12 protein-coding genes are annotated in these 7,787 nt (G+C 63.1%); 6 read left to right on the plus strand and 6 right to left on the minus strand.

The features are described 5' to 3' along the window. Nucleotides 1–199: 199 nt before the first annotated feature. Entirely contained in the window at nucleotides 200–325 is a 126-nt protein-coding gene (locus tag RHODMAR_RS29360) for a hypothetical protein (protein WP_269744583.1), read from the minus strand. Nucleotides 326–386: 61 nt separating this feature from the next. On the opposite strand from RHODMAR_RS29360, the gene yczR reads away from it, so the two are divergent. Next, on the plus strand, nucleotides 387–1,850 hold the full coding sequence (yczR, locus tag RHODMAR_RS01115) for an aminotransferase-like domain-containing protein (RefSeq protein ID WP_008710347.1): 1,464 nt from the start codon (nucleotides 387–389) through the stop codon (nucleotides 1,848–1,850). A 112-nt stretch (nucleotides 1,851–1,962) separates the two neighbouring features. Here yczR and RHODMAR_RS01120 read toward each other — a convergent pair whose 3' ends face one another. After that, nucleotides 1,963–2,433 carry an SRPBCC family protein gene (locus RHODMAR_RS01120; RefSeq protein WP_008710349.1) on the minus strand — a complete coding sequence of 157 codons (471 nt, stop codon included), beginning with the start codon at nucleotides 2,431–2,433 and terminating at the stop codon, nucleotides 1,963–1,965. A gap of 98 nt (nucleotides 2,434–2,531) precedes the next feature. On the opposite strand from RHODMAR_RS01120, the gene RHODMAR_RS01125 reads away from it, so the two are divergent. Together RHODMAR_RS01125 and RHODMAR_RS01130 are read left to right on the plus strand one after the other, a co-directional pair. Beyond that, nucleotides 2,532–3,140 carry a ClpP family protease gene (locus tag RHODMAR_RS01125; protein WP_042937487.1) on the plus strand — a complete coding sequence of 203 codons (609 nt, stop codon included), beginning with the start codon at nucleotides 2,532–2,534 and terminating at the stop codon, nucleotides 3,138–3,140. Further along, nucleotides 3,137–3,763, plus strand: coding sequence for a ClpP family protease (locus tag RHODMAR_RS01130; RefSeq protein ID WP_008710353.1), 627 nt, complete (start codon nucleotides 3,137–3,139; stop codon nucleotides 3,761–3,763). Before RHODMAR_RS01125 ends, RHODMAR_RS01130 begins: the two co-directional genes overlap by 4 nt. Here RHODMAR_RS01130 and RHODMAR_RS01135 read toward each other — a convergent pair. Together RHODMAR_RS01135 and RHODMAR_RS01140 are read right to left on the minus strand one after the other, a co-directional pair. After that, complete coding sequence (locus tag RHODMAR_RS01135) at nucleotides 3,721–4,023, minus strand: helix-turn-helix domain-containing protein (RefSeq protein ID WP_042937489.1); 303 nt, start codon at nucleotides 4,021–4,023, stop codon at nucleotides 3,721–3,723. The genes RHODMAR_RS01130 and RHODMAR_RS01135 overlap by 43 nt on opposite strands. Nucleotides 4,024–4,068: 45 nt before the next feature. Further along, nucleotides 4,069–4,482 carry a protein-tyrosine phosphatase family protein gene (locus RHODMAR_RS01140; RefSeq protein ID WP_042937490.1) on the minus strand — a complete coding sequence of 138 codons (414 nt, stop codon included), beginning with the start codon at nucleotides 4,480–4,482 and terminating at the stop codon, nucleotides 4,069–4,071. Between the two features lie 116 nt (nucleotides 4,483–4,598). Between RHODMAR_RS01140 and RHODMAR_RS01145 the strand changes: the two genes are divergently transcribed. Further along, nucleotides 4,599–5,072 carry a hypothetical protein gene (locus RHODMAR_RS01145; RefSeq protein WP_008710360.1) on the plus strand — a complete coding sequence of 158 codons (474 nt, stop codon included), beginning with the start codon at nucleotides 4,599–4,601 and terminating at the stop codon, nucleotides 5,070–5,072. 350 nt (nucleotides 5,073–5,422) lie between these two features. Here RHODMAR_RS01145 and RHODMAR_RS28840 read toward each other — a convergent pair whose 3' ends face one another. Both RHODMAR_RS28840 and RHODMAR_RS28845 read right to left on the minus strand, forming a co-directional pair. Then, nucleotides 5,423–5,770 (minus strand): class I SAM-dependent methyltransferase, encoded by a 348-nt coding sequence (locus RHODMAR_RS28840; RefSeq protein ID WP_008710362.1) that lies wholly within the window; start codon nucleotides 5,768–5,770, stop codon nucleotides 5,423–5,425. Further along, nucleotides 5,767–5,892 carry a hypothetical protein gene (locus RHODMAR_RS28845; protein ID WP_232433538.1) on the minus strand — a complete coding sequence of 42 codons (126 nt, stop codon included), beginning with the start codon at nucleotides 5,890–5,892 and terminating at the stop codon, nucleotides 5,767–5,769. Before RHODMAR_RS28845 ends, RHODMAR_RS28840 begins: the two co-directional genes overlap by 4 nt. A 282-nt stretch (nucleotides 5,893–6,174) precedes the next feature. Here RHODMAR_RS28845 and RHODMAR_RS01155 point away from each other — a divergent pair, with 282 nt between their 5' ends. Together RHODMAR_RS01155 and RHODMAR_RS01160 are read left to right on the plus strand one after the other, a co-directional pair. Continuing rightward, a complete protein-coding gene (locus tag RHODMAR_RS01155; RefSeq protein ID WP_008710365.1) occupies nucleotides 6,175–6,846 on the plus strand; it encodes a TetR/AcrR family transcriptional regulator in 672 nt (223 codons plus the stop codon). Then, entirely contained in the window at nucleotides 6,843–7,775 is a 933-nt protein-coding gene (locus tag RHODMAR_RS01160; protein WP_008710366.1) for a TIGR01777 family oxidoreductase, read from the plus strand. The genes RHODMAR_RS01155 and RHODMAR_RS01160 overlap by 4 nt, the downstream gene beginning before the upstream one ends. Nucleotides 7,776–7,787: the final 12 nt, after the last annotated feature.

The raw sequence follows: 7,787 nt of genomic DNA on the forward strand, positions 1-7,787 counted from the left end.
CGCGCGCCGCCCCCCGGTTCTCGCCGCCGCCCCCCCGGTTCTCGCCGCCCCCCGGTTCTCGCCGCCCCCGGTTCTCGCCGCCCCCCGGTTCTCGCAAACGCGCGCGCGTTTGCCAAATGCGAGCGGTCTAGGCCCGAATCCGTAGCGAACTCGAACGCGCCTAACGAATGCGCGCGCGTTTGTCGACGCACCAGCCGGATCAGTCGACGTAGACACGACTGCGCGGCGGGCCGGTGGGGGCACTTCTCCCACCGTCGCGCAGTGCGGCCACAGTCCATCCCGCCCCGACCAATGACAAGGCCAATACAGCTCCAATTGCGATCATGCGACAACAATGGACTGCAATCGGAGTGAATAGTGCAGTCCAGCGTGCAAGAGTGGCCTGTATGGATCTTTTCGACGCATCGGCGATCTCGGCCCCGGAGTTGGCAGCACGGATCGGCCCGTCGACGCTGCGGAACAGATCCGGTGGTCCGCTCTACCTCGAGATCGCCGACGAGTTGCGTCGGTTGATCGAAAGCGGCGAGGTGTCTGCCCAGACGCGGTTGCCCGCCGAGCGGGCGCTGTCGATCAGTCTGGACGTCAGCCGAGTCACGGTGGCGTCGGCCTATCGCCACCTCCGTGAAGGTGGCTGGATCAGCGCCCAACGGGGCTCGGGCACATACGTTTCCCCCACGAGTTCGATGCCGGCGTGGAGTACGCTCGCCGGCGATCGTGACACTGCGACACTGGAATTCGTCAACGCGTCACCCTCGGCCTCTCCCCTGCTGGCCGCGGCGTACGGCGTTGCGTCCGAGAGGATTCGAGACCGGTTTGCCCTGGGTGGCTACGCTCCGTCCGGCCTGTTCGAGCTCCGCGAATCGATCGCCGCCTACTACCGAGGGCGTGGAGTGCCGACCACCGTGGACAACATTCTCGTCACCTCCGGTGCCACCGACGCCATTCATGCGGTGTTGTCGACCTTCACCGAGCCGGGCGCCAGAGTGCTCGTCGAGCACCCCACGTATCCGGGTGTCGTCGAACTCGTTCATTCCCTCGGTGGCCGATGCATCCCGGTGCCCATCGACCCGGACGACACCGACGAGTTCGTGCCGGCCGCAGACCGCGCCGCACGGCAGAGTGCGCCGACGCTGGCGTATTTCATGCCCGACTTCTCCAATCCGTCGGGAGCTCGACTCCCCCTCGGCACTCGCAGACAGTTGTCCGCGACCATGCACCGCCATGCAGTACTGACCATCGTCGACGAGGTAGCAGCGGACCTGTCCCTCGACGGGCCACCCGACATCGAACCCTTCGGCGCAGCCACTCCGGACGTCGCGACGGTGACGATCGGGTCCACCAGCAAGACGGTGTGGGGAGGTGTGCGAGTCGGCTGGGTTCGAGCCGAAGCAGGCTTACTGGCGAGAATCGCCGCAACCTATGCGCGACGCCAACTTTCGGCGTCCATTCTCGATCAACTCGCTGCGGTCGAGTTGATGGGCAAGTACGACGAGGTACGCCGAGCGCGCGCCGATATATCGAGAGTCGCACGCGATCACACCGTTGCTCTGATGCGAGATCGACTGCCGGATTGGCACTTTCGAGTCCCGGATGGAGGCCTGGCATTGTGGTGTTCCCTGCCCGACGGCATCCGATCCAGTGCCCTCGTCGCCGAAGCCCACTCTCACGGATTGCTGCTGGCACCCGGACTGCGGTTCGGTACGGGATACGCGTTCGACGATCATCAGCGCATTCCCTTCACCCGTTCACTGCCCGAAATCAGCTCGGCTGTGGACATCCTTGCCCGCCTGTCCTCTGGAATCGGTCAGACCCCGGCCAGAGCGTCGAGCAGACCAGAGGCGGTGGTCTGAGGACACCGGCTCTCGCAAACGCGAGCGCGTTTGCCAGTCGCGAGCGGATTCGCCCACGATTCCGCTCGCCTCTGACGAAGGCGCGCGCGTTTGCCTCGCACGATCCCCGCGGTCAAACCTCGGCTTCCACTACGCGCTTGATTGCCGCCAAGGTACGGGGAATACCGTCGAGTGCGGCCTGGCTGCGAATGTCGATTTCCTTCTGCGCATCGTCCCCGAACTTGCTGTGGAAGAAGTCGATACCGCCGGGCAAGAAGCGCCAGGACTCGGTGAGCTGGGTGCCACTGTCCACCGCTTCGAGGGTGTAGCCCCAGCGAACGAAGTTGTCGCCGACCACCCACGCGAACTCGCGACCTGGTTCGGCTGCAGCAACGGTCGACACGGTCTCCCAGGTACGTTCCGGGGTGACGTTGCGACCGGTGAACGTCGAGCCGACGCCACCGCCATCGGGCTCGTTCCACCAGCACTTCTGGCAGGTCGGGCTCCACTCGCCCGTCCGGGTGACGTCGGAGACGGCGGCGTACACATCCTCGACCGATGCGGATATGGCGATGGATTCCGAGAACTCGAGTGCAGTAGTCATCTCACCATTGTCCCTCGAGGCCGACGCAGCTCTGAGCGGCGTCACTGCCCACAGCAGAATTCGTGGCGTGCAACAGAATTCGTCACCACACTCTGATCATGAGCGAAACGCCACGAATGTTCCCACCCGAGCTCCGCAACCAACTCCTACGTCACAGGGTGCTCGTGCTCGACGGCCCCCTCGACGACGACAACGGCACCGTCCTCACCACTCATCTGCTGACGCTGGCTGCCGAGAACTCGTCGGCCGACATCGCACTGTGGATCCATTCCCCGGGCGGATCGGTGCCCGCCATGCTGGCCATCCGTGACGTGATGCGGCTCGTACCGTGCGATGTCTCGACGCTTGCACTCGGATTGGCCTGCAGTGCTGGTCAATTCCTTCTGTCGTCGGGAACTCGAGGAAAGCGCTACGCCCTACCCCACTCGCGGATTCTGATGCATCAGGGATCGGCCGGCATCGGCGGATCGGCGGTCGAGGTGGAGGTGCAGGCCAACGATCTACGGCATACCCGAGATACGGTGCTCGGTCTCATCGCCGACGACACCGGGCAAACGCGCGAGCAGATCTTCGACGACTCCCTGCACGATCGCTGGTTCACCGCTGACGCCGCGCGTGAGTACGGGTTCGTCGACGCGATCGTCGATTCGTTCGATCAGGTCATGCCCGCACGGCGAGTGTCCTTCGGAATGGAGATGGCACGATGAGCACGTACACAATTCCCAATGTCATCACCCGAGATTCGCGCGGCGAACGCGTGGTCGACGTCTATTCGCACCTCCTCAGTGAGCGCATCGTCTACCTCGGCACCGGGATAGACGCAGGTGTCGCGAATGCGATGATCGCGCAGCTTCTGCACCTCGAAGCGGACTCCCCCGACCAGGAGATTTCGATGTACATCAACTGCGAGGGCGGCGACACAGCTGCGATGCTCGCCGTGTACGACACCATGCAGTTCATCGGATCCCCCGTTGCCACAACATGCGTGGGCCAAGCGGTTGCAGCGGGCGCAGTACTGCTCGCTGCCGGAGCACCGGGGCGACGCTCGGCACTCACCCACAGTCGGGTGGTGTTGCATCAACCTGCAGCGCAGGGCCGCGGCACCATTCCCGATCTGATTCTGGCTGCCGACGAGATCGTCCGGGTTCGCGCCGAAATGGAGGCAATCCTCGCCAAACACACCGGACGCGACGCGGCGAAGCTTCGACATGACACCGATCGCGATCTGGTGTTGACCGCCCCTGCCGCCCGCGACTACGGCGTCGTGGACCAGGTCCTCGAGGGGCGTCAGGCAGCCATCAACGTCGCGTCGCCCCGAGACAGGTCGTGATGCGCGAGGCGTGAGATTTCCGCCATCGACGTTCCCAGTGCTCCGACGACGGCCGCAAGGATTTCACTCGATGGGTCCTTGCGGCCACGTTCGAGCTCCGACAAGTACTGCGGCGCAATGCCTGCGCGCGCAGCGGTGTCGGCCAGGGTGTCTCCGCGGGAGTGCCTGCGCTCGCGTAACCGTCTACCGACAACCTCGCGCCACAGTGGTTCCACTGCGCGTGCTGCTCGACGCTCATCGATCCTGATCACCTCGCCCATGATCGGAGCCTAGGCCTCGATTCCGAGATGGGTCGTCCATTCTGCTCAGAGCAGAGAGCCTGGCCTCGGGAATCTCTTCGCGAAACGCGTCTGCCAGGGCGTCTCCATGGCCCGATGCGAATAGTTGCGCCGGACGTAGTCGACGGCTGCACTGCCGGGCACACCGTCGAGCGCGACGAGACACGCCAGCGCTGTGCCCGTGCGCCCCATACCACCGGTGCACGCGATCTCCACTCTCTCGATTGCGCTGCGGTGCAGCACTTCTTGCAGCACAACCCTGAGCTTGTCCGATTCCGACGGCAACCAGAAGTCCGGCCACCGAACCCATCTCGAGTCCCAGTCGAACCCGCCTGGATCCTTGCCCTGTAGGTAGACCCCGAAACCCGGTAGTGGGCCGTCGGGCATCGAATTACGCAGGGCGCGTCCACGAACGAGGCTGCCCGACGGCAACCGCAGCACGCCAGGACTATGTGCATTCCACACTCAGGTCGTCCTCTCGCAGCATCCAGTTCCTTTACATATTGCATCGCTCAGCCCCGAAGCGAGGAAGTATCAGCAAGGGGCATACTCCGGAGATGCACCCATTTTTCGAGCACCGTGAGCGTGTATTGACCGGTAGCTGGAGCCCATCGGACGGAGTCCGGGTCACATCGTCGACCTTGCCCGAACCGTGGCTGATTGCGTTGGACCGACTCGGCCAAGACCTGCATGTGCGTCAATACGGCTCTCGCATCGAACATATCGACTGGGCGGCCATGTACGACCCGGACGGCGGCGCGGTGTGGCTCGAGAGTGCAGTCACCGTGGAGGGGTGCGATCCAGGTGGCCTCGGCGGCAATGGATACGGTGCGCAGGTCGACGCCGACGTCGACGAGGCGCTGGTGTCGATGGCTGACCTGGTTCAACTGAGAGTTGCCGAATCCCACACCGCCTGGCCGTGGGGTGACGAGGGTGGCTTCATGGGCCCTCACCTCGTCGATGGTGTCGCGATGTGGATCGACCGAACTGGCGGTTCGACACCGATCGGCACTCTCGAGGAGAGGCGCTAGCCCTATTCCTTTCTGGAAGTATCGATACTGCGGTATCGCTCGCGTCACCAGCACGTACCACTCACCGGCCCCGCCTCCGATATGGTGCACACGATGACAATTCTTCGTGAGAGGGCAACGGCCCCGTTCGTCCGGTGAACCCCCACAGGCCGCGTAGAACGCGGACCGATGGATGGGCCCTCCACTATCTGGCGCAGTGGCGTCAGCGAGTCGAATATGTCGAAATCGGTCAGTCCAAGACGATGCCGTGGTGGGAGCGCCGAGTTCCGTGGGTTTGACTACACCAGCGCTCGCCTACGCACCAAGTTTCGTCCACTCGATTGTGTGTCGAAAACCTATGCGGTGGCGCATCACCGCACCCGGAAGCGCCTTTCGACCATCTGCCCCAGCTCGTCGAAGCTCAGTACCGGGTCCTCGACCGGGAACGGTGGCGGCAGTGCTGCCGCCGGGCTGGGCCACGGGCGGTGGAGAAATCCGATCAACGGATTGGTGACGATCGAGACCGCATCCCACAGTAGATCGTGCACGCTTCGCGGCGGCGCGAGCCCCACGACAAGCAGGCGTCCGTTCGGAGTGAGAACCCGCTCGATATGGCGGAGTGCGTCGTCGACATCGAGGTGATGCAGCACCGCAACCATGGTGACAAGGTCGATGGAATCATCCGCCCAAGAGTCGAATTGGTGATCGTTGATGATCACATGTCGACAGCGGCGGTAGTCGCCTGTGCGATTCGTCGCATGTCTCGATCGGCATCGGCCCCGACGACGTGATCGAAATGAGGGGCCAAGGCGAGCACCAAGCCACCTCGACCACAGCCCATATCGAGTGTACGGCCACGCCCACAGGGAAGGTTCGCCAAAATCCAGCTGTGGAAGTAGTCATTGTGACTCCAGGGGTGTCGCTCGTTCAGCTCCCGTAGCCATTGAGCTCCATTGCGTCCCAGCCGGAACTCCCCGATTCGTCTCGACACCGAGAAGCCAGTATTCAACACGAGGTGCTTCCTGGACTACGTGCTGACGATCCGTCCGCCACAGGCGTCTTGAACATGTTCAAAAAGAGGTCTACCGTGAAATTTGAACACGTTCAGAATTGAGGAGGATCGATGGCCCGGACGTCCGAGACGAGGGACAAAGTGGTCGAGGTAGCTCTACGCCTCTTTCGCGACGAAGGGTTTCAAGCAACCACGATGCGTCGCATTGCTGACGAAGCGGGCATTTCTCTCGGGAACGCGTACTACTACTTCGCCGGCAAGGACGAGCTGGTCAACGAGCTGTACGTGGTGATTCAGCGCGATCATCGCGACCGCGCGCTCAACGTTCTCGTCGACGGCGCATCGCTGTCCCAAAACCTTACTGCTGTGCTGCATTCCGGTCTCGACGTCATGGCCCCGTATCACGCATTCGGTGGCTCCTTTCTGCACCTGGCATTGCCGACGAGCACCAGTTCCAGTCCCTTCTCGGAGGAATCGTCCGATGCCAGATCCATGGCCATCGACCTCATGCGAATCACCTTGGCCGCATCGAAGCAGAAGGTTCCGGCGTCGCTGAACGACGCTCTCCCGGCACTGCTCTGGATGATCTACATGGGCGTCACTCTGCACTGGGTGACCGACTCCTCGGACAACCAGCAGCGAACACGCACATTGGTCGACGGGCTCGTACCCGTCGTAGCAAAGGCGGTACGCCTCGCGCGACTTCCGGTGGCCCGGGGCTTGGTCACCGACGTCGCCGGTCTCCTGAAACGAATGACATCGCCAGAAGGGTTGAACCAGTGACCGAATCACCATCGACCGTCGTACTGTGTGGCGCGTCCGGCTACATCGGCCGTTATCTACATCGGTTCTACGAGGATCGTGGAATCCGCATCAGGACCATCGGTCGCGGAAGCTCGAGCGACGCAACGTGGTCCGACCATCGCAGCATCGTCGGGGTGCTCGACGGTGCCGATATGCTCGTCAACCTCGCCGGTCGCTCGGTGAGCTGTCGATACAACAAGTCGAATGCAGACGAGATCATGTCATCGCGCATCCAGACGACGGCCGAGCTGGGCCGTGCGTTGGCCGACGTGGAGACAGCACCGGCATTGTGGGTCAACGCCAGCACCGGAACCATCTATCGCGATTCGCGCGATCGACCGATGGATGAGCACACCGGTGAACTGGGGTCGGGATTCTCGGTCGAGGTTGCTCGCGCCTGGGAGCGTGAGCTTTTCGATGCCGATGTGACTATTCGTAAAGTCGCGCTTCGTTTGTCGATCGTGTTGGGCGCAGGCGGCGGAGCGATCAATCCGATCATCGACCTGGCGCGAGTAGGATTCGGCGGCAAGATGGGCGACGGCCAACAGATCTTCAGCTGGGTTCACGTCGCGGACGTCGCCCGCGCACTCGATCATCTCTACGACTGCCAAGAACTCGCTGGCCCCGTCAACGTGGCCACTCCGTTTCCGGTAACCAATGAGACTCTGATGCAGCAGGTTCGGACTGCAATGGGCCGCAACCACGGATTACCGACACCGGCGTGGCTGCTCCAGTTCGGTGCGCGGGTGATCCGCACGGAGGCCGAGTTGGTCCTGAAGAGCCGATGGGTGGATCCACAAGTGCTGACACACAGCGGCTTCGAGTTCGAGTATCCGAAGTTGGACGATGCTCTCGCCGACATTGCGACGCGAACACCCCGAGGTCTACTCCCCGTCGCCCTCGGATGACGTCGGGGAGCT

Origin of the sequence: Rhodococcus sp. AW25M09, from assembly GCF_000333955.1 — a bacterium.
Lineage (GTDB): Bacteria > Actinomycetota > Actinomycetes > Mycobacteriales > Mycobacteriaceae > Rhodococcoides.

Bases quoted from the DNA above. Each gene is read 5' to 3' on its own strand.
- RHODMAR_RS28845 (WP_232433538.1), bottom strand. From the start codon at position 5,892: ATGGGCTGTGGTCGAGGTGGCTTGGTGCTCGCCTTGGCCCCTCATTTC.
- RHODMAR_RS01145 (WP_008710360.1), top strand. From the start codon at position 4,599: ATGCACCCATTTTTCGAGCACCGTGAGCGTGTATTGACCGGTAGCTGG.
- yczR (WP_008710347.1), top strand. From the start codon at position 387: ATGGATCTTTTCGACGCATCGGCGATCTCGGCCCCGGAGTTGGCAGCA.
- RHODMAR_RS01125 (WP_042937487.1), top strand. From the start codon at position 2,532: ATGAGCGAAACGCCACGAATGTTCCCACCCGAGCTCCGCAACCAACTC.
- RHODMAR_RS01120 (WP_008710349.1), bottom strand. From the start codon at position 2,433: ATGACTACTGCACTCGAGTTCTCGGAATCCATCGCCATATCCGCATCG.
- RHODMAR_RS01130 (WP_008710353.1), top strand. From the start codon at position 3,137: ATGAGCACGTACACAATTCCCAATGTCATCACCCGAGATTCGCGCGGC.
- RHODMAR_RS29360 (WP_269744583.1), bottom strand. From the start codon at position 325: ATGATCGCAATTGGAGCTGTATTGGCCTTGTCATTGGTCGGGGCGGGA.
- RHODMAR_RS01135 (WP_042937489.1), bottom strand. From the start codon at position 4,023: ATGGGCGAGGTGATCAGGATCGATGAGCGTCGAGCAGCACGCGCAGTG.
- RHODMAR_RS01155 (WP_008710365.1), top strand. From the start codon at position 6,175: ATGGCCCGGACGTCCGAGACGAGGGACAAAGTGGTCGAGGTAGCTCTA.